Here is a 20136-nt window from a genome sequence, read left to right as displayed (position 1 = left end):
AACCTTACAACTGTTACTGGTGGTGTTGCGCCTTATTCTTTCAACTGGTCTACAGGTGCTACCACTCAGAATGTAACTGGGCTGGCTCCAGGCAACTATTCAGTTGATGTTACAGATGCAAGTTCATGTACTAGAACATTCAAATTTACTCTGGGACAACCCGTTGCTTTCAATATTGATACCACTGTCACTCAGATTAAATGTAACGGGGACAATAATGGTGCTATTACTGTTAACTCTATTTCTGGTGGTACAGCTCCATATACTTTCAATTGGTCTAATTTGGCGACTACACAAAGTATTTCAGCATTATCTCCAGGAAATTATACACTAAGTGTTAAAGACATAAATGGATGTCCTGCAACTTACTATTTCACGATAACTGAACCTGCCCCTATTGCAATTGCTGCAACAATTTCAGGAAGTTCTTGCAAAGGCGGAGATGGAGCCATCAGCATTATAGTTTCAGGAGGAGCATCCCCATACTTATTTAATTGGTCCAATGGAGCAACGACCCAGGATATTTCAGGTTTGCCAAATGGAAACTATACAATAACTATTACCGACAATAATGGATGTAAAAAATCTGATTCCTACATTATTGACAATGCACTTCCAATTTCAATTGTACCGGCTGTTACAGATGTAAAATGTTATGGCGGAAACGATGGTGCCATTAACCTTGCCATTAGCGGCGGAATAGCTCCATACTCAAACTTCTTATGGTCAAACGGAGCAATTACTCAGAATCTAAATGGAGTCAAAGCTGGCGATTATAGTGTTACATTTGAAGATGCAAAAGGTTGTTCTTTCACTTCCCCTGTATATACCATTACACAGCCTGATACGATTGCCTCGACAGCTTCCATCACAGAACCTGCTTGCAATGGTGCACCTACTGGAGCTATCAACATCAATTCTGTTTCAGGCGGAGTTGCTCCTTATTTATTTAACTGGTCAAATGGAGCTACTACACAGAACTTAAGCAGCTTAAACAAAGGAAGCTATAAATTAACAATTACTGATATTAACGGATGTTCAATTGATTCTACCTTTAATTTAGGTCAGCCTATTCCATTTGTAATTGACAGCAAGACTATAGATGAAACTTGTACAGGCTTGAACAATGGAAAGATCAATATAAATTCTGTGACTGGTGGAACTGCGCCATACTCTTATAAATGGTCAAATGGAGCTACAACTCAAAATGTAAGTAACCTTGGGTCTGGAAACTATAATGTCATTATTTCCGACGCTAACGGTTGTTCTGATACAATTGATTTCATCATTAACCCTCCGGTTCCGATGACTATTACCACCAATATAACAGAACCAACCTGTATTGGAGGCAATGACGGAGCAATCGAGGTTACTTCAGTTTCGGGAGGAAAAGTACCTTACGTTGCCTATTCCTGGGATTCAGGACAGATGACTAAAGATATAACTGACATTAGCGCAGGAACATATGTGTTAACAATTCTGGACAATTCTTCTTGTACCGAAACATTTACAATAGTCGTAAATGACCCGGCTCCTATTTCAGCAGGCTCAACAATTACAGATGAGTCCTGCACAGGAAATGATGGAAGTATCAGCCTTGTTATCAATGGAGGAACAGCTCCATATAGCTTCGAATGGAAAGATGGTCCTACTACTCAGGACCGCACAGGTCTTAAAGCTGCGACTTACTCAGTCAAAATAATTGATAGCAAAGGTTGCTCAGGAAACTTTGACTTTACGGTTAACCATTCAGTAACTATATCCATAATACCAACAATCACTGATGTAAAATGCTATGGAGGTAATGATGGTGCAATTGCATTGTCAATATCCGGAGGAGTAGCTCCATATTCAAATTTTGAATGGTCAAATGGAGCGAATACACAAGATCTTACTGGTGTAAAAGCAGGCACTTATTCAGTAAAATTCAATGATGACAAAGGGTGTAATTATCAGTCTCAAGACTTCATAGTGAACCAGCCAGCACCTTTAGCCATTACTGCTGATATAAGCGAACCGGTTTGTAAAGGAAGTACCAATGGAACTATCACCATCACATCCGTAACGGGAGGTACAGCACCGTACACATACTTGTGGCCAGAAAATGTTACTACACAGGGAATCTCTAATCTTGGAAAAGGAACATATAAACTAACAGTAACTGATGCTAATGGCTGTAAATTAGACTCCAACTTTGTAATCGGAGAACCTGATGGATTTACATATGACACCGTCAAAACAAACATCACTTGTTTTGGCTTAAACAATGGTAGTATTAATGTAAATGTTACTTCCGGAGGAACATCACCATATAGTTACCAGTGGAATTCCGGAGAGATAACAAACAATATTCTCAATTTAGGTAAGGGTGTTCATAGTGTAAAAATTTCTGATGCGGGTGGATGTAGTGAAACTATAAGCTTTACTATCAATGAACCAGCTCCACTGCATGCTACTTCTATTGTAACAAATGTTCCATGTTACAAAGGAAATAATGGATCTATTGAAATGACTCCGACTGGAGGAACACCTGCTTACAGTTACTTCTGGAATACAGGAGATACTGATGCTAAATTAAGTAATTTAAAAGCTGGAACTTACGATGTAAAAATTACTGACCAGAATTCATGTCGTAAAGATACTACCTTTATAATTACACAGCCGGATACATTGATTGTAGACCATGCAAGCGCTGTAAAAGATGTATCATGTAATGGGAAATCAGACGGACAAATAGAATTACATTTGAATATTTCAGGAGGAACTGCACCATATTCAAACTACGCATGGACACCAGGTACATTGACCGGACCAAACAATTATGACCTTCCTGCAGGTGTTTATATTGTAAACTTTAAAGATGCGAAAAACTGCTTATACAAAGATCAGTTTGAGATCAAAGAACCACTTCCTATGCAGGTTAACCCAATAGTAAATCCGAATCCTATCTGTAAATCTAAAACAGTGACGATTACGATTCCGGAAGTATATTCTGCATATTCATTTGACGGAGGAAAGAGCTATCAGACATCTAATAAGTTCTCAAAACCAATCTATTCTGATACCTTAATCAAAGTTGTAGTTTTAGATTACCTTTCTACTTGTGAAAGTAAAGTTGATTCTGTAAATGTTTCTTTAAAGAAACTTATTGCTGATAATTTATCTAAAGATGTATCTTGCTTTGGCAAAGCTGATGGAATCATATCCCTTTCTAATATCACTGGAGGAGCTGGCGGATATTGGTTTGCACTTGATGAATTCTCAACACCTCAACAAGATTCAACTTTTACAGGATTGAACAAAGGTATTTACACCCTTTCAATCTTTGACAATACAGGCTGTTTGTATGACTATCCTGTCGAAATTAAAGAACCTCAAAAACTTGTTCTTGGCATCGATACCATTATCACTATCAAACCTTGTGCGAATTCAAATAATGGGGAAATTCATTTGGAAGTGTCAGGTGGAAACGGAGGATTTAAATACTCCTTAAATAATGGAACACTCATCACTAATCCTATTTTCAGTAGCCTTTCTCAAAATGATTATTTTGTTAAGGTAATTGACAAGAATGGTTGTGCTGATTCATTAACTGCGAAAGTAACAGCTCCGGATACTATTAATATTTCGAATATAGTTGCTGATATTATGGGGGTTAATTGTTTTGGTGATGATAATGGTTCTATTAAATTATCTAACATAACCGGAGGTATTCAGCCATATATTTTCACCTTAAATGGAACAAAGAATAATACAGGTGAATTTGATAATCTGTCAGGAGGAAAATCTACACTTGTGATTTCAAATAAAGATGATCAATGTCCGGTATCTTATCCTTTTGAAATTCCAGAGCCTGAACAATTAAGAATTATCATGACAGATATAAAACAAATCACCTGCTCGAATGAAGGTAGCGTGACTATAAACGGTGTAGGAGGTAGCACGCCATATCTGTATGCAATTGATGATAATCCTTCTGATGTCAATAATGTATTCAGTAACCTTACTATTAATAAATATCATTTCAAATTAACTGATGCAAAGAATTGTCTTGCGGAAGATGATACGACATTGGTGCGTATAGGGCCAATGCCTTACATAAGAACTAAAGATGTGCCTTGCTTCAATGAGAAAAAAGGTGAGATTTTAATCGACTCACTACAAGGGGGAATACCAATTTTCACCTATTATCTAAACACAATTGATAAAAGTACTAATAATGTTATCACAGATTTAGGTGCTGGTATTTATTCAATGGGTATTAAAGATGGAAATTGCGATGTACCATTCATTATCGGCGGATATTACCTGTTCAATGGAACCGATTATGATACTATCTACAATTCTAATATTATCATCAATGAGCCAGAGCCTATCACTGCTGAAACATTTGTAATCAAGAGTTCAAGAGAAATCAACTCAGGTACTATATATGTTTATGACATACAAGGAGGTACACCATTCTATTTAATTAGTAATGATGACCTTGTATATTCAACCTACGTATTAGCAGATTCAACATTGAACAGCTATAGTAACCTTGCTCCTGGAGAATATAAAATTTATATCAAGGACGGAAACGGCTGTAAAGTAGAAAAAGAAGTAGTGGTTGGATCCGGATTCTACATTCCAAATATGTTTACACCTAATGGAGATGGTAAAAACGACAGATTCGAAATATTGTCAATACCATACGGATCTAAATTCTATGTTCACAACAGATGGGGTAGCAGAGTTTTTGCAAGTGACAATTATGATAATAGCTGGGATGGATCGGAGCAGCCAGATGGGGTTTACTTCTATGACCTGCTGTTACCAAATGGTAAAGCATATAAAGGATGGATTGAAATCATCAGATAATAAAAAGCCCCCCGACCAAGGTCGGGGGGCTTTTTATTTATAACTCCATCAAAAACTTCATGGTATCAACATTATCAGCATAGTCCCATGGTGCAGGACACTGAGCGTTTCCGAACGCTACCGAGTCTGAGTACCAGCCATTGGCTGACAATACAACCTGAATTTTCTCCTGATTAGAAGATAATTTAGACTGTAAGGTTGCCAGATCTTCATACTCCTCAAAATATACAACCGAAATTGGTGAAACAATCTGCTCATCCCTTTTCAACATCAAGAAACCATTATCCAAATGATCCACCCTATTCAACAGGAATATTGATTTCTGATAATCATAATTATTTGCATATTTATGATAATTCAGAATCCCCTCAAACTTGTCCATATTTCTGTAAAAAGTATCAAAATTATACCCCCTAGGTACAAACAGTTTTGACACATTCCTGCATCCCAAGCCGAAATAAGTAAAGATATCTTCTGATAAAAGTTTTAGCTCTCCCTCTTCTTCTCCCCCATTTAGGACCGCCACTGAAGATCTGTTTTTCCTAACGATATGAGGCACTTTGGAAAAATAAGCTTTAAAATATTTGGCAGAATTGTCACTTCCAGAAGCAATATATGCATCCATATTTTTGAGCATATCCTGAAAAGAAATTTTATCTGCAAAGGCAGGTTCAATTTCAATTAATAACGCAGCAATTTTTCGAAGGAGAACATTGTCTGTAGCCGCTAATTTTCCATAAAAATGATGTCCAGTTAAAAGGACACATAAAAAATCGTGAAAACCGGCAGCAGGAATATTCCCTGCCATCACTACCCCTACATTTTTGGATTTATAGGCGGTTGAATATCCCTCAATCCATTGCTTGAGTTTTTTTTCATCCAATAAGGCTGTTATTCCATTTAATGCCTGCCTTACATTGGCATTAGTAAACCAGCTATTGTTATTTTCCGCCTGCCTGGCCCAAGTATCCAACTCATTATCAGATAAATTATTTAAATATTTCCCCAATGCAGCAAAAGCATCTGCCCTTTTGGAAAGTCCCGTCTCCATTAATATTGAATTGTAAAATTGTAGTATTTCTGCAAAATTAGGATTTATATTGATTGAGAATCAAATTGTGCTTAATTTTGTTCCCTAAAACACTTTTTAAACCATTTATATTATTTAATAAAGAAGGAGTACGTCATGGCTATAATGATTACCGATGAGTGTATTAACTGTGGAGCTTGTGAGCCGGAATGTCCTAATACAGCAATTTATGAGGGCGGTGTACAGTGGAATTACTCAGGAGGCACTAAATTAAATGAAATTGAACTCGAAGATGGGTCAACAATGGACGCAAAAAGCCCTCAAGAACCTGTATCAGATGAGTTTTACTATATTGTTGCAAACAAATGTACCGAGTGCATGGGCTTTCATGAGGAGCCTCAATGCGCAGCGGTTTGTCCTGTAGATTGCTGTGTTCCTGATCCTGACAATGTGGAGGAGGAAGACACACTGCTGGCTAAAAAAGCATGGCTGCATGCAGAATAATTGAAATTTAATTTCTAATATTAAAAAAAGGTGATAATTCAATATCGCCTTTTTTATTTTACCAAGATTTCTTTAATATTGGCCTCCTTAAAATTTGCGATATGAAAACTGTAGACTCCTTTAATTTTTCAGGTAAAAAAGCCTTGATTAGGGTTGATTTCAATGTACCCTTAAACGATAAATACGAAATTACTGACGACACCCGTCTAAAAGCTGTAATTCCAACAGTAAACAAAATTCTGAAAGACGGAGGAAGTGCTATTCTTATGTCTCACCTGGGAAGACCAAAAGGTGGATATGAAGAAAAATACTCTTTGAAACATCTTCTGGCTTACCTTAATAAAACCTTTAACATTACAGTAAAATTTGCAACAGACTGTATTGGTGCTGATGCTGAAAAACTTGCTGCAGATTTAAAGGCTGGTGAAATCCTTTTACTTGAAAACTTACGATTCTATAAAGAAGAAGAAAAAGGTGACGAAGTTTTTGCTCAAAAGCTTTCCAAACTTGGAAATGTTTATGTAAATGATGCTTTCGGAACTGCTCACAGAGCCCATGCTTCTACTGCAATTATTGCTAAATTCTTCAATGACAGAGTTTGCGGATATGTTATGCAGGCAGAACTTGATAATGCTAACAAAATCCTTGAAAAAGCTGATAAGCCTTTCACTGCAATCATGGGTGGAGCGAAAATTTCTGATAAGATCCTTATTATAGAAAGACTTCTTGACAAAGTAGACAATCTGATCATCGGTGGTGGAATGTCATATACTTTCGCAAAAGCTCTTGGTGGAAATATCGGAACCTCTCTACTTGAAGCTGATAAAGTCGAATTAGCAAAAACGCTAATTGAAAAAGCAAAAAGCAAAGGAGTAAACCTAATCCTTCCAATTGATACAGTAGTTGCAGACAAATTTGACAACAATGCAGCTACACAAATTGCCCCTAACAGGAACATTCCTGATGGATGGATGGGACTTGACATCGGACCTGAATCTCAAAGAAGCTTCTCTGAAGTAATCGACAAATCTAAAACTTTACTTTGGAATGGCCCGATGGGAGTTTTCGAAATGCCAAGCTTCGAAAAAGGAACTGTAGCTGTTGCTAAAGCTGTAGTAAATGCAACCAAAAAAGGTGGATTCTCACTTATTGGAGGTGGTGATTCTGCTGCTGCTATCAACAACCTAGGTTTCGGAGACGATGTATCTTACGTTTCTACGGGTGGTGGAGCACTTCTTGAATACATGGAAGGAAAAGTTCTTCCAGGTGTCGCCGCTCTTCAATAAGAATTATAAAAACATAATCAAAAAAAAAGAGACTGATTTCAGTCTCTTTTTTTGATTATCCTTTAAAGCCCTCCTTATTAAAAACTATGATACTAAAAGGAGCCATTAAAAACAATGAACCACTTTTTTAGTGTTCAGCTTTTCGCTTTCCACTCATTAATATTACTAATAATCCCCTCTACCAGTTTACCTCTGGCTTCAATACTAGCCCAGGCAATATGAGGAGTAACCACAAGCCGCTCTTTGTTTTTAATTTTAAGAATAGGACTAGAACCAACCATTGGTTCTTTCTCAAAAACATCTATACCAGCCCCTGCGATCCTATCATTATTCAAAGCTTCGATAAGTGCGTTTTCGTTAACTATCCCGCCCCTGCCAACATTGATCAGTATTGCATTTTCTTTCATCAGCTTAAATTCTTTTTCACCAATCAGACCGCGAGTCCTATCATTCAGGGGAGAATGGATGGATATAACATCACTCTGCATTAACAAATCCTCCAAACCTACCCTTTCAAAATCAGGATCATCATGTACCCCTGAGGTAGAATAGTAAATTACTTTTGCTCCAAAAACTGTTGCGATATTTGCGACCTTTTTCCCTATCGCTCCCAGTCCGATAATTCCATAAACTTTTCCCTTAAGCTCCCAGTAAGGACGAGCCAGAGAAGTGAAAATTTCACTTTTACAATATTCCCCACTTAGGACATAACTATTATAATATTCAAGTTTATCTGCCAGGTGAAGCAGCAATGAGAATGTATGCTGCGCAACGCTGTCTGTGGAGTATCCTTTGACATTTTTAACCGGAATACCTTTTTCAGATGCAAAAGCAATATCTATATTATCCGTCCCGGTTGCTGCAACACAAATCAGTTTCAAATCAGGAAGCTGAGACAAAATCTCTTTAGACAAAACCACTTTATTTGTAATAGCAATATCTGCGCCTGATAAGCGATTTAAAACTTCATCCGGCTTAGTAAACCCGTATTTTATAAAATCACCAAGCTTTTTCAGATCGTCAATTGCCGAAACCTCTCCAAGTGTATCAGCATCCAGAAGTACTATTTTCATTTTTTCGAAATAACTTTAATATTATATATCTTTTGTTAAAGAGAGCCTTCCATCATCAAGATATACCAAGAATCCCGAATCGACGAGACGTCTCAGGACTCTAAGCACCTCCTCTTTTTCAGTAGAACTAAAAGAAAACACGAGATCTTCAGGAGATAAAGGACCTACCTTCAATTTCGCTATGACTTTCTCTGAAAGTTCGACCTCAAGATTATCCTTGACTTCATCTTTTTTTTCTTTCAGACACACATCACACAACCCACACTTTTCACCATTTTCTTCCCCGAAATATTCCAGGAGCATTAAACTCCGACATTTATTTGAATTCGTCGCATACCCCACCATAGCATCTACTTTTGCCTTATAAAGTGCCTTCCGTTTGGCGAGATCTTTATAATCCAAAGGCAATACAGAAGCATCCATTCTTGGCATTACAAACTCTATCTGAGGTTTATCTTTTTGCTTTTCATAAACCAACAACCCCTTTTGATCCAAAAAGCTAAGTTTCCTCGTAACATCTGATTGAGATTTGTGGATATAATTAGCAATTTCTGTTTCCCGGATATTTACATAATTAGAAAATACCTCTCCCCCATAAATTCTTAATATAGACTTGATAAAAACATCATCTTCAGGGTTCCGCAGTTGATATTCGTAAAGCCTTGTTTTATCGGTTGAAATGAAAACTTTTGAAGGGTTATAATATGCTTCATTCATCTGGATCATCCCCTCCTGCTCCAGCCTTTTCAAGGCATAATAAGTTTGAATTTTAGGCAATTTATAAGTCTTAATAAACGCTTCAATATCAAAATCAAAACTTATAAATTGAGATGACCCTACTGCAAGTTTATAGAAGTTAGCCAATGCCTGATAAACCCGTTTAATAATCTCCGCACTTGGGAAATTACTTTCAACTTTTGTTTCAAGTTCTTCTACATCTTTATCATTAAACAAAAGGACCGCATAACATCGTTTTCCATCCCTTCCTGCTCTTCCTGCTTCCTGGTAATAATTTTCCGGATTTTCAGGAAAATCATAGTGAACGACTGTTCTCACATCAGGTTTATCGATTCCCATACCAAAGGCATTAGTGGCGACCATTACTCTCACCTTATTATTAATCCACAAGTCCTGATTTTTGGATCTAGTAGAATAGTCCAGGCCAGCGTGGTAAAAAGATGCGGAGATTTTATTTCTATTCAGAAATGCAGCCAAGACTTCTGTTTTCTTTCTGTTGCGAACATAAATTATGGCAGTCCCCGGTACATTTTTAAGTATTTGCAGAATCTTTCTTTCCTTATTTTCTTCCTTAAAACAAGAGAATGAAAGATTGTCTCTTTTAAAAGATCTTGAGATTACGTTGGTTGTTTTAAACTCAAGCTTATCCTGAATATCCTGAGTTACTCCCGGAGTCGAGGTAGCTGTTAATGCCATTACAGGAACTGAGTCCCCGATGAGGTGTCTGAAAGTTGCAATTTCAAGATAGGATGGTCGAAAGTCGTACCCCCACTGAGAAATGCAATGCGCTTCATCTACAGCTAGGAGGTTTACTTTCATTTTTTTCACCCTTTGGATGAGTATTTCTGAAGATAGCCTTTCAGGAGCCAGGTATAAAAATTTTACTTGATCATATACACATCTGTCCAGAATAACATCTATTTCATTAAAAGAAAGTCCGGAGTGAATAGAAAATGCGGATATCCCTTTTTCTCTGAGTCTTTCCACCTGATCTTTCATTAATGCAATCAGGGGAGAAACTACGATGCAAAGTCCTTCCATAGCAAGTCCTGGCACCTGAAAACAAAGTGATTTCCCACCTCCCGTAGGAAGTAAGGCAAGAGTATCTTTTCCGTTCAAAACACAGGAGATAATTTCTTCCTGAAGAGGTCTGAACTGAGAATAACCGAAATACTGGAGTAATATTTTATGAATATCCTGCAAGAATACAATGACAATAAATAAATGAAGTATCCTGAAGGATAAAAGTAATTTATAAGAGGAATATAAAAAAATAAAAACCCAAAGCAGTTCCTTTTCTCATACTGCAATCGTTTTTCGAAACGATTAGATTTCCAGGAATCAGAACAGTACTGAATAAAAACTGCCCTGGGTTTTTAAGATGTGATTATTTGCGTTTTAGTATTGGTATTCTTTCAAAGATTCCATTAAGTTTTTTCTAGCGACGTGGATCCTGTTTTTTACTGTCCCCATTGGGATGTTTAGGTGGTCAGCTATTTCGTTGTATTTAAAGCCTTCATAGTGCATCATAAATGGGATTCTGAAGGTTTTATCCAGCTTGTTTATTGCCTTGTAAATTTCTTTAGAAGCAATATTGCTAGCGCCTTGGTTGAATGAAATTGTACTTGAAACATTAAAATTATAACCCTCGTCAATTGGATCAACCAATGTGTTCCTTTTATCTATTTTATGGTAATTACTGATAAAAGTATTTTTCATGATAATATATAACCATGCCTTAATATTAGTGCCAGACTTAAATTTAGTTCTGTTTCTTAAAGCTTTAAGAATAGTATCCTGAATCAGATCATTTGCATCATTATGGTTGTGCGTAAATTTTAACGCAGGTATTTTTAGTGATTTTGATGCCGTATATACTAACTCATTGAATTCAACAGCTGTCATAAGTTCTTTTTGGTTAAGGTTATTAATGTCTTTTGTAAGGTTATTTTTTTTCTGACCTGAGTGTCACCGATTCCATTCGGATTATATGTTATATCTCCTTCTGAAGAGTGCTTCTTTAATTTGCAGAGGACTTAGAGTGGTTACTTTCTTTTCTGTTTCTTCAGCTTTAATTATGTCTTTTTCCTGTTTGATATTTTTTCTCGTCGCTAGCATTTTCTTGTTGTGATTATTATGTAACAAATGTACACTTTTTTACACTTTTTAAAAACTACACAAGCATTTTTATCAGTTTTCAAACACCATATTTCTCCCCATGTTATCAACATTACTATGTTAATTTGCTGTATATCAACAAAAGAGTTTACAAAAATTAATACTTTTTAATATTTTATTACAGAAGATTAAATAAAATAAATCAATGTAATCATTAACTCATTTTAACCAATATTAGAAATGTAATATTTAAACTTTAATTAAACAAAAAATGCCAGACTGATCAGCCTGGCACTCCGCAACACTTAGATTCACTAAGCTCAAATTTTATAATCTTTCAGTGCAGCCATCAAAGTTTTCCTTGCAACGTGAATTCTATTTTTCACTGTCCCCATAGGAATCTTCAATTTCTGAGCAATCTCTTCATACTTAAATCCCGAAAAATGCATCATAAAAGGCTCACGGAAAACTTTATCCAGTGAATTAATCGCCTTATTTATCTCTTCCATGGCGACATTAGCAGTACCATCATTATACGTAATAGTACTAGGCACATTCAGAGTATAATCATCATCAATCGGATCCACAAGGCTATTTCTCTTATCTATCTTATGATAATTACTTATAAAAGTATTCTTCATAATTATATAAAGCCACGCCTTTATATTAGTACCTTTCTTAAACTTGGTCTTATTTTTTAACGCCTTTAAAATGGTATCCTGAATAAGATCATTTGCGTCAGCCTGATTGTGAGTAAACTTTAAAGCAGGGTATTTTAAAGATTTGGAGGCTGTATAAACTAGGTTATTAAATTCAATAGTATTCATCGCAGTAGTTATTAAATCAAATAATTCACTTTAAATATTTTCAAAACTCCAATTATATTACACTCATTCCTACACACTAAACTGATGTAATAAAATTTTGTTATTTAAAGTAAAATAAAAATACGATACACCTAAAAATCAACCAAATAACACAAAAACAACAACCACGACAACAAAAAACAAAAAGTAATTAAACTACCACAATCACCCAAAAACAATTTAAAAATATTCAACTATACAACTAAAAGTACACCACTCTAAACAATCCTTCCGTCTCTCATTTCCAATTTCCTATCGGCACTTTGGGCAAGCGACTGATTATGTGTAACTATCACAAAAGTAAGATTGAATTCATTTCTAAGTTCAAAAAACAACTTATGCAGCTCTTCAGCATTATTGGAATCCAAATTTCCACTAGGCTCATCTGCAAATACTATTGACGGAGAATTGATAAGCGCCCTGGCAACACTTGTCCTTTGCTGCTCCCCACCGGATAGCTCTGAAGGTTTATGATTAAGTCGCTGCGATAACCCAAGTCGGTCAAGCAATTCTTTTGCCTTCTGTTCTACCTGTTTTTTATCTCTTTTACCTATATAGCCTGGAAGGCATACATTTTCAAAACAAGAAAATTCCGGAAGCAGATTATGAAATTGAAAAACAAACCCGATATGATTGTTTCGGAATAACGCCAGCTCCTTTTCCCCGATCTGATTAAGATTCGTACCATTTATAAATAGGTCTCCCTTGTCCTGCTTATCAAGTGTCCCTAAAATATGCAATAGCGTAGTTTTACCAGCTCCGGAGGCCCCGACAACAGAGACGATTTCTCCCTGTTTAATTTGCAAATCAATCCCCTTTAAAACTTCAAGGTTTGGATAACCTTTATATATATTTCTTGCTTCCAGCATCATAAATCAACTCATTCTGACTTTGTAAAAACAAATTTAAATCTAAAAGGATTAAAAATCCTTCTTTTCTTGAAATTAAAAGCCAAAAATGATAGATTCGTGCCGTTCTTCCTATAGATGGGAATACCCTGAAAAAAAAGAACATCTGTGGTGTTAAACTTTTAACTATTTATTTACTCATGAATATACATGAATATCAAGGTAAAGAGATCCTGAAAAAATACGGTGTTCGTATACAGGAAGGGATTGTTGCAGAAACAGCTGAAGCAGCAGTAGAAGCCGCTAAAAAACTAAACCAACAAACAGGTACCGAATGGTATGTTGTAAAGGCTCAAATTCATGCAGGTGGAAGAGGAAAAGGCGGTGGAGTTAAATTAGCTAAAAACCTTGATGAAGTTAAAGATCTTGCAGGTAAGATCATCGGTATGAACCTGGTGACTAAACAAACAGGTCCGGAAGGAAAGCATGTTCACAAGGTTCTGATTTCTCAGGATGTTTATTATCCAGGAGAAAGCAAACCAAAAGAATATTATATGTCCATTCTATTGGACAGAAATACAAGCAAAAACCTTATCATTGCCAGCACTGAAGGTGGAATGGAAATCGAAGAAGTTGCTGAGCACACTCCTGAAAAAATCATTAAAGAGTGGGTTGACCCACGCGTAGGTCTTCAAGGATTTCAAGCTAGAAAGATTGCTTTCAAACTAGGTGTTGAAGGCGAAGCTTTCAAAGAAATGGTAAACTTCATTCAGGCTTTATACAAAGCTTATGAGGAAACTGATTCTGCAATGTTCGAAATCAACCCTGTACTAAAGACTTCAGACAATAAAATCCTTGCAGTTGATGCAAAAGTAAACCTGGACGACAACGCTCTATACAGACATAAAGACCTTGCAGCACTGAGAGATATTCACGAAGAAGATCCTTTGGAAGTTGAAGCTTCAAACTCTGGCCTGAACTATGTAAAACTAGACGGAAACGTTGGTTGTATGGTAAACGGTGCTGGTCTTGCTATGGCTACTATGGATATCATCAAGCTTTCTGGCGGTGAGCCTGCTAACTTCCTTGATGTAGGTGGTGGAGCAAACGCTCAGACTGTAGAAGCTGGTTTCAGAATCATTTTAAAAGATCCAAATGTAAAAGCAATCCTTATTAACATCTTTGGTGGTATCGTAAGATGCGATAGAGTTGCTAATGGAGTTGTGGAAGCATACAAAAAAATCGGTGATATCAGAGTACCAATCATCGTAAGACTTCAAGGAACAAATGCTGAAGAAGGCGCTAAGATCATTGAGCAATCAGGTCTGAAAGTATTCTCCGCAATCCTTTTGAAAGACGCTGCTGCTAGAGTAAAAGAAGTACTTTCTAAATAATTTCAAAAGCATAAATGAGGAGTGGATTCAAAAAAATCCCTCCTCATTCCTTTTTATGCACCCGTAGTTCAATTGGATAGAATGTCAGATTCCGGTTCTGATGGTTGGGAGTTCGAACCTCTCCGGGTGCACTTATTAAGAGTTGAAATAGTGAAAAATCAATTTTGCCCTTAGGATAATTCAATTAAAACCTGTTTTTAATCAACTCATTTCCAACCCATAAAGCTAATCCAAAAAAGTAAACTTCTCTCAAAAATCAAAAGCTCTACCATTGACTTTTTCATTAAAAACCCAGGACAAAGCAAAGGGGCAAACTTGAGATTTAGTCTTAAAATGATTGCAGTAAAAATTGAGTAATTTTCAATCAGCCTGTTTAACCAATTATCAGGAAAATTACCCCTTCCAATCAAAGCTATCAAAAGGCAATGTAATAAAATCAATGTGACTAAATGATACATTTAACGTTAGCTGTTCCTGATCTATAACCTTTTTTGTCTCTTTATAAGCTTTGAAATTCTTTTCTGGCAGAAATCTAACTGAACTCATTTTGAAGTTCATCTGCTTCACAAAACGACCGGAAAGGAAGTATTTTTTTCGTGTACGATCCAGTTTCACGTATCCCTGGTATTCATCTTTTCCAACGCCATCTTTCAGAAGAATAAAAACCTGATCATAGTTTAAGACGCTATAAGGATCCTTTGGCTCTTCCATTTCCTATAAAGGTAAAAAAGCCTAATGCAGTTCATTTGCGTTATTATGAAGTCTATTTATCGAAATAATATTATAAAGCGACGTCATGAATTAACATATTAATTATAAATTTGACTTCTACCGTTTTCTCAAGATAGAAAGGAATAACTAAACCGGCCGTTCTGATATTTGTCAATTGGAGATTTAGTCATTATGCATGCTGTAAGTGTGAGCTTAACCATTTCTCGAAGCTGATAGCTCCTATTTCAGCCTCTCCCGAAGGCACAAGTGCTGAATGAGTGATCTCTCCACCAAAATATTCCGGTCTGCCATTCGGTATTACTTTACGTGAGTCTTTGATATATTGCAGATAACGATCTGCCACTTTATACATATCAAAACGATCAGGCCCTGCGATTTCCACCTTACCATTAACAGGTGCAGCAAGGGCATGTTTAACTACAAAGTCAGCAACATCATCCGCTGCTATAGGCTGGAATTTAACATCCGAGAGATGAACTTCGTTTTCTTGTGTGGCCTGATTGGTAATACCTCCGATAAATTCAAAAAATTGTGTGCTTCTGATAATAGTAAAAGGTATGCCGGATTGTCTGACCAGATCTTCTTGAGCCATTTTTGCACGCATATATCCGATGTTCTGCATAGTATCTACCCCCACTATCGAGAGTGCCACATGGTGTTTTACACCGGCACTCATTTCTGCCTCAGATAAATTGCGGCCTGCAGTTTGAAAAAATTCCATTACGGCATTGTCTTCGAAAGATGGGGAGTTGGCAAGATCAATAACAATGTCAGTATCTTTTATTGCTTCAGTCAAACCTTCCCCTGTGATTGTATTGATTCCAGTAGAAGGAGAAGCTGCTATTACCTGTTGCCCCTTCTGAGTGAGTTGAGCTACTACCTTTGTTCCAATAAGGCCGGAACCTCCTATCACTAAAATTTTCATAATACTTACATTTATAGGTTAAAACAATACCTAGTAATACAAGCATTTAAAAGTCACTATGTTTTTAAAATATAGAGTTCCTTTTTTCAACGTAACTTATCTTATGAAAACAGCATTCTGATTTCCAGATGATTTGAAAAAAGAAAAAAATCAGTGTAGCAATCAATTAGTCCTTTAATTTAAAGGCCTTTTTCTTATCCAACCACCCTAAAGATCTTTGTTTCCCCATCCAACTTTATGCTTTTTTTTAATAATTAACTTATTGTCTATGATACATCACCGACCACTCGAAAGGTGCCCACACTGCTGTATTCACACCAGCTTCCTTTAGTCCTTTATTCGTCCAGGTATTACATGTTTTTAATAAGCTATATACACCTTTCCCTTCATAAAATTCATTATCTAATCCCGAATAATTGCAGCAATTGATCACCTCAAACCTGCCATCTGAATTTAATCTGAAAGAACCCTCAATATAATTGACAAGCGAACGATATTGCTCAGTTGAAATATAAATTGATTTGGTATGCTCATCATTAATGGGTTTCCGAGGATAATAAGTAACATGCATTGCTGAAGTGCTCAGCCAGAATGCTGCTTTTAAAGCTGTGGATACTTTTAAATCTGACCAGGTAGGTGTATAAAGATAAAAACCCTTATCCCCCCATCCAAAAGCTACATATCTGATTTGACTTTCATTGTATTTTTGCAAGCCGGTCAATTCCCGTCTCCAGTCTTTTATAGAGTCCTTTACAGGCACTACTATATCGGTATGTACGCCATTTGATCTTATAAAAATCTGAACACCATTCTCGGCTTCTGTAAAGGAGTTATTTACAGGAATGAATGTACATACCAAAGCTGTAATTACATATAATATCAATATAACAAACAGGTATTTGATTGATTTATATAAAATCGAAACAACTTTTTTCATACTTAAGAAATCTTTTTCAATGATTTATATTCTATATAGAATAAAACTAAAAGGTGTACAGCTGCGCATGCTGCCATCAGATGCTTGATAGTATGACCACTTATCACTTCCGTTAATGATAAGAATTCCTGGTCAGTTGCTTCAAATACTTTTGCGGCAATATACCAGAATATAACTCCAAACATTTGTCGGTCTTTTCCATTCCAAAGCAAGATAATTATTATAGCGACAACAGGGTAAAACTGAACCAGGGCATATAATCTCAAATCGCCACTGCCTCTGAGCTCTCCGGTATACCAGAATATAACACTGGCAATTCCTGTAAGCAATAATAGAATCAATATATTATCGTGATTGCGAAATGAAAAGTTCCTAAAAAGTATAAACGAAAAAAAAGACATAAATGTGATTGTCATTGGAAGCCTGTCCCAGACAAGGGTTGAAGTTGAAGGATCATAGTGATAGTAAGCAGATCCAAGGCCTGTAAGGAATATACCTATAAAAAAACATAGTCTTGCAGATTTATATAAAAAATCATTTTTCAGAATAAAAATTATTCCAACGGCACCTATAATAAAAAAGGGGAAGTTTGATACAACATTGTAAAAATTTCTAATACCGTAAAAAGTGCTATGATCTGCAAAACTATGGTAAGAAGCCGATTGAGGAATCGGTCCATGAAGGATTAAAAATATCAAAGATGTAACAGCTAAAAGTGTCAGTAGCGCTTTCAGACGCTGAGTTTTTTTATTTTCTAAGGATAAAAGATTCATATCATTAAAATTTATATTCAAAAGTAGTTTTATCGGGGGCATTCAGAAACGTATTTCATTCAAATTTCGGACCTTAAATTCCTCTAAAAAATAATATATACTATTAATAATCTGAATATTAACATACATTTTACGGACTAATATTCAATTTAAAGATCTTAATTGGGCGGACACTTATAAGTTTCTTATCTTTAATGGATTTTTTAATAAAAAATATGGAAATAATATTTGAGGACCAGCACATACAGCTTTGGTTTGAAGACGAAATTCTACATGCACATTACAAAAGTGACGCAATTATAACATTGAGTGTCGCTAAAGAGATTTTAAAAAATAGATTGGAGTTACAAAAGGGTAAAACTTTTCCTGCAATAGTATCTTTATCACATGAGTTAAAAGTTTTTAAACCTCAAGCCTGGAGATTTTTTTCTGAAGATGGTTATGAAGGACTATCAAAAATTGCGATAGTAACGAATTCCGATATGAAGAGGTCTTTAGCAAATATATATTTCGTATTAAATCCTCCGGCTAAGCCAACCCGCTTATTCACCAATAACCACAATGCAAAACAGTGGATTTTAAATGGTTAATTTTTCATCTAAAATCGGATTATAAATCAAAAAATTTATAGTTATTAACATAATCAACTTCCCTTAGGCACCACCGTATAAACCCGCAGGTCCAACTTAAAATTCTTAACGCTATGGCTAAAGGAAAATTGATTAAAACAATTGATTTGAATTCAAAAACCAACATGATCGAGTGGAATTTTGAAGAAAACCTGACAGGCAAACTTATTATTGAAAGTGAAACTTATCAGGAAGAGCTTTTACCGTCTACGATTAAAATCATCCTTACACCGGATGGAGAGATACGAGGCGGGTATATTACCACTCCGAAGAAACAAGCTATTGGCAATGAAAAGATGGGATTTTTCAGGCAGAATATTTCAGCCAAGAATCTTACCTTTTTAAGTGTTAAAGTGGACGACAAAAGGATTAACTATAATATTAAGATAAATTTATATCAAGCAGGTAATCTGGATTAAAGCCTGAATTGAAGACTTAATAACAACCCAAAAGGCCCGTTCTTATTAAAAGACGGGCCTTTTGGGTTATAGAGGGATTAATTTATCCATTGATAAGATCAGCGAGAGCATTATCTAATTGATTATATTCAAAACGAAATCCTTCATTCGTTAATTTTGCAGGAACTACTTTTCTACTTTTTAACACCAATTCAGTTTCTGTTCCAATTAAAAATGCACCCACTTTCAGCAAACATTCAGGAGAAGGTAAACCTATGGGAATTCCGGCTGCTTTTCGTAACTCAGACATCATTACTTCATTTGTGACAGGATTGGGAGCCGTGCAATTATAGACTCCTGCAATCTTTTCATTATTATAAACCCAATCAATTATTCTGGCAAAATCTTTTTCATGAATCCAGCTCACATATTGCTGACCATCGCCTTGTTTTCCCCCTAGACCCAGTCTGACAAGATTGTGTAAGGTAGGAAATGCACCACCGTTTCTTCCCAAAACAAAGCTTATTCGTAATGCAATTTTCCTAATACCGGAAATCTCATATTTCTCAAAAGCTTCTTCCCATTGTTCACAAACATTTACAGAGAATCCCTGACCCATTTCGCCAGTGAATTCGTCCATGGATTTATCTCTGGAATCCCTGTAAATAGTGGATGAGGCACATTGTATCCATACCTTCGGAGGATTTTTCAGCTTCAATAAAACCTCTCCCAATACATTGGTAGCATTGACTCTGGAGCTTATGATTTCTTTTTTATTCTCATCAGTATAGCGACAATTAACATTTTTGCCTGTGAGATTAATTACTAAGTTCGAGCCTTCAAGCCATTCGCTCCAACCTGATATATGCTGACCATCCAGTGCACCCATCTGATATTATCCTTCCAATCATTTTTACCTCTGGTTAAAATGATGATTTCATTAACTTTATTTTTATAATATTCTGCAAGCACCATTCCGAGATAGCCTGAGCCACCCGCTAATATTATTCTATTCATATCAGTAA

At 36.0% G+C, this 20136-nt stretch carries 18 protein-coding genes and 1 tRNA gene; 7 read left to right on the top strand and 12 right to left on the bottom strand.

The window, feature by feature from the left end:
- The coding region (locus tag K350_RS0126735) for a T9SS C-terminal target domain-containing protein (protein WP_028982537.1) at nucleotides 1-4860 on the top strand (4860 nt) is incomplete at its 5' end.
- A gap of 37 nt (nucleotides 4861-4897) precedes the next feature.
- Here the strand turns inward: K350_RS0126735 and K350_RS0126730 are convergent.
- Nucleotides 4898-5911: an aldehyde dehydrogenase family protein gene (locus K350_RS0126730; protein ID WP_037577524.1), complete on the bottom strand. Its 1014-nt coding sequence runs from the start codon at nucleotides 5909-5911 to the stop codon at nucleotides 4898-4900.
- A 135-nt stretch (nucleotides 5912-6046) separates the two neighbouring features.
- Between K350_RS0126730 and K350_RS0126725 the strand changes: the two genes are divergently transcribed.
- Nucleotides 6047-6394 (top strand): 4Fe-4S dicluster domain-containing protein, encoded by a 348-nt coding sequence (locus K350_RS0126725; RefSeq protein ID WP_028982535.1) that lies wholly within the window; start codon nucleotides 6047-6049, stop codon nucleotides 6392-6394.
- A 101-nt stretch (nucleotides 6395-6495) separates the two neighbouring features.
- A complete protein-coding gene (locus K350_RS0126720; protein ID WP_028982534.1) occupies nucleotides 6496-7680 on the top strand; it encodes a phosphoglycerate kinase in 1185 nt (394 codons plus the stop codon).
- A 134-nt stretch (nucleotides 7681-7814) separates the two neighbouring features.
- Here the strand turns inward: K350_RS0126720 and K350_RS0126715 are convergent, their stop codons facing one another.
- From K350_RS0126715 to K350_RS0126690, 5 genes are all read right to left on the bottom strand, one after another.
- On the bottom strand, nucleotides 7815-8753 hold the full coding sequence (locus K350_RS0126715; protein ID WP_028982533.1) for a D-2-hydroxyacid dehydrogenase: 939 nt from the start codon (nucleotides 8751-8753) through the stop codon (nucleotides 7815-7817).
- Between the two features lie 21 nt (nucleotides 8754-8774).
- Entirely contained in the window at nucleotides 8775-10694 is a 1920-nt protein-coding gene (locus tag K350_RS0126710; protein ID WP_028982532.1) for a RecQ family ATP-dependent DNA helicase, read from the bottom strand.
- A 195-nt stretch (nucleotides 10695-10889) separates the two neighbouring features.
- Nucleotides 10890-11396: an RNA polymerase sigma factor gene (locus K350_RS0126705; protein ID WP_028982531.1), complete on the bottom strand. Its 507-nt coding sequence runs from the start codon at nucleotides 11394-11396 to the stop codon at nucleotides 10890-10892.
- A 533-nt stretch (nucleotides 11397-11929) separates the two neighbouring features.
- Nucleotides 11930-12436 carry an RNA polymerase sigma factor gene (locus tag K350_RS0126695; RefSeq protein WP_028982530.1) on the bottom strand — a complete coding sequence of 169 codons (507 nt, stop codon included), beginning with the start codon at nucleotides 12434-12436 and terminating at the stop codon, nucleotides 11930-11932.
- Nucleotides 12437-12693: 257 nt separating this feature from the next.
- Nucleotides 12694-13344, bottom strand: a complete 651-nt coding sequence (locus K350_RS0126690) for an ABC transporter ATP-binding protein (protein WP_028982529.1) — start codon at nucleotides 13342-13344, stop codon at nucleotides 12694-12696.
- Between the two features lie 179 nt (nucleotides 13345-13523).
- On the opposite strand from K350_RS0126690, the gene sucC reads away from it, so the two are divergent.
- Nucleotides 13524-14717 carry an ADP-forming succinate--CoA ligase subunit beta gene (gene sucC, locus K350_RS0126685; RefSeq protein WP_028982528.1) on the top strand — a complete coding sequence of 398 codons (1194 nt, stop codon included), beginning with the start codon at nucleotides 13524-13526 and terminating at the stop codon, nucleotides 14715-14717.
- Between the two features lie 57 nt (nucleotides 14718-14774).
- Nucleotides 14775-14848 (top strand) — tRNA-Arg (locus K350_RS0126680).
- 262 nt (nucleotides 14849-15110) lie between these two features.
- Here the strand turns inward: K350_RS0126680 and K350_RS0126670 are convergent.
- The 4 genes from K350_RS0126670 to K350_RS0126655 form a co-directional block, all read right to left on the bottom strand.
- The gene (locus K350_RS0126670; protein ID WP_028982526.1) at nucleotides 15111-15428 is read right to left on the bottom strand and encodes a hypothetical protein; all 318 of its coding nucleotides are present in this window, start codon (nucleotides 15426-15428) and stop codon (nucleotides 15111-15113) included.
- Nucleotides 15429-15618: 190 nt separating this feature from the next.
- Entirely contained in the window at nucleotides 15619-16374 is a 756-nt protein-coding gene (locus K350_RS0126665) for an SDR family oxidoreductase (RefSeq protein ID WP_028982525.1), read from the bottom strand.
- A 259-nt stretch (nucleotides 16375-16633) separates the two neighbouring features.
- Complete coding sequence (locus K350_RS0126660; protein WP_028982524.1) at nucleotides 16634-17311, bottom strand: TIGR02117 family protein; 678 nt, start codon at nucleotides 17309-17311, stop codon at nucleotides 16634-16636.
- Nucleotides 17312-17313: 2 nt separating this feature from the next.
- On the bottom strand, nucleotides 17314-18084 hold the full coding sequence (locus K350_RS0126655; protein ID WP_162144225.1) for a ceramidase domain-containing protein: 771 nt from the start codon (nucleotides 18082-18084) through the stop codon (nucleotides 17314-17316).
- A gap of 215 nt (nucleotides 18085-18299) precedes the next feature.
- Here K350_RS0126655 and K350_RS0126650 point away from each other — a divergent pair, with 215 nt between their 5' ends.
- Together K350_RS0126650 and K350_RS0126645 are read left to right on the top strand one after the other, a co-directional pair.
- Complete coding sequence (locus K350_RS0126650; protein ID WP_028982522.1) at nucleotides 18300-18674, top strand: DUF7793 family protein; 375 nt, start codon at nucleotides 18300-18302, stop codon at nucleotides 18672-18674.
- Nucleotides 18675-18787: 113 nt separating this feature from the next.
- A complete protein-coding gene (locus K350_RS0126645) occupies nucleotides 18788-19132 on the top strand; it encodes a hypothetical protein (protein ID WP_028982521.1) in 345 nt (114 codons plus the stop codon).
- An 82-nt stretch (nucleotides 19133-19214) separates the two neighbouring features.
- On the opposite strand, the gene K350_RS30585 is transcribed toward K350_RS0126645, so the two are convergent.
- Together K350_RS30585 and K350_RS32780 are read right to left on the bottom strand one after the other, a co-directional pair.
- A complete protein-coding gene (locus tag K350_RS30585; RefSeq protein WP_211236790.1) occupies nucleotides 19215-20000 on the bottom strand; it encodes a TIGR01777 family oxidoreductase in 786 nt (261 codons plus the stop codon).
- A complete protein-coding gene (locus tag K350_RS32780) occupies nucleotides 19937-20128 on the bottom strand; it encodes an NAD(P)-dependent oxidoreductase (protein ID WP_211236789.1) in 192 nt (63 codons plus the stop codon). The genes K350_RS30585 and K350_RS32780 overlap by 64 nt, the downstream gene beginning before the upstream one ends.
- Nucleotides 20129-20136 lie beyond the last annotated feature (8 nt).

This window comes from Sporocytophaga myxococcoides DSM 11118 (assembly GCF_000426725.1).
GTDB lineage: Bacteria > Bacteroidota > Bacteroidia > Cytophagales > Cytophagaceae > Sporocytophaga > Sporocytophaga myxococcoides.
This window is presented reverse-complemented; position numbering and strand designations above follow the sequence as displayed.